This is a genomic window from Bacillus sp. Nf3 (assembly GCF_003028545.1).
Lineage (GTDB): Bacteria > Bacillota > Bacilli > Bacillales > Bacillaceae > Bacillus > Bacillus safensis.
This window is the reverse complement of the sequence record NZ_PYUA01000019.1, coordinates 1-965: the sequence shown is the minus strand read 5'-3', so window position 1 is coordinate 965 and position 965 is coordinate 1. Positions and strand designations below refer to the sequence as shown.

Below are 965 nucleotides of genomic sequence, written 5' to 3'. Positions count from 1 at the left end.
AACCCGCGACCCCCACCTTGGCAAGGTGGTGTTCTACCACTGAACTACTTCCGCACATCAACTGGGCTAGCTGGATTCGAACCAACGCATGACGGAGTCAAAGTCCGTTGCCTTACCGCTTGGCTATAGCCCAATAATAAAATGGGGCGATTGATGGGAATCGAACCCACGAGTGCCAGAGCCACAATCTGGTGCGTTAACCACTTCGCCACAACCGCCATAGATGTAATGAATTATAAAGTATAATTGGCAGGGGCAGTAGGAATCGAACCCACACCGGAGGTTTTGGAGACCTCTGTTCTACCGTTAAACTATGCCCCTATGAAAATAAAAAATGGTGGAGGGGGGCGGATTCGAACCGCCGAACCCGGAGGGAGCGGATTTACAGTCCGCCGCGTTTAGCCACTTCGCTACCCCTCCACTTTTGAAAAACAGTGCCGGCAAGAGGACTTGAACCCCCAACCTACTGATTACAAGTCAGTTGCTCTACCAATTGAGCTACACCGGCAAATAGTGGTGGCTCGGGACGGAATCGAACCGCCGACACACGGATTTTCAGTCCGTTGCTCTACCAACTGAGCTACCGAGCCAAGTATTCTTTTGAAAAATGGCGGTCCGGACGGGACTCGAACCCGCGACCTCCTGCGTGACAGGCAGGCATTCTAACCAACTGAACTACCGGACCATTTTGGTTGCGGGGGCAGGATTTGAACCTGCGACCTTCGGGTTATGAGCCCGACGAGCTACCGAACTGCTCCACCCCGCGACGATATAAATGATATGGTGGAGGATGACGGGCTCGAACCGCCGACCCTCTGCTTGTAAGGCAGATGCTCTCCCAGCTGAGCTAATCCTCCGAATAAAAAATGCTGGTGTATATTCTATAAAAATGGTGACCCGTACGGGATTCGAACCCGTGTTACCGCCGTGAAAGGGCGGTGTCTTAACCGCTTGACCAACGGGCC

At 53.0% G+C, this 965-nt stretch carries 10 tRNA genes; all 10 read right to left on the bottom strand.

Annotation, left to right across the window (positions count from 1 at the left end):
- Positions 1-61: 61 nt before the first annotated feature.
- Positions 62-133: transfer RNA gene (locus C9414_RS19265), tRNA-Gln, on the bottom strand.
- Positions 134-142: 9 nt separating this feature from the next.
- Positions 143-218 (bottom strand) — tRNA-His (locus tag C9414_RS19260).
- Positions 219-247: 29 nt separating this feature from the next.
- Positions 248-321: transfer RNA gene (locus C9414_RS19255), tRNA-Trp, on the bottom strand.
- A gap of 14 nt (positions 322-335) precedes the next feature.
- A tRNA-Tyr gene (locus C9414_RS19250) sits at positions 336-420 on the bottom strand.
- Between the two features lie 15 nt (positions 421-435).
- Positions 436-508 (bottom strand) — tRNA-Thr (locus tag C9414_RS19245).
- A 6-nt stretch (positions 509-514) separates the two neighbouring features.
- Positions 515-590 (bottom strand) — tRNA-Phe (locus tag C9414_RS19240).
- A gap of 18 nt (positions 591-608) precedes the next feature.
- A tRNA-Asp gene (locus C9414_RS19235) sits at positions 609-685 on the bottom strand.
- A 4-nt stretch (positions 686-689) separates the two neighbouring features.
- Positions 690-766, bottom strand: a tRNA-Met gene (locus C9414_RS19230).
- 15 nt (positions 767-781) lie between these two features.
- A tRNA-Val gene (locus C9414_RS19225) sits at positions 782-857 on the bottom strand.
- Positions 858-890: 33 nt separating this feature from the next.
- Positions 891-965: transfer RNA gene (locus C9414_RS19220), tRNA-Glu, on the bottom strand.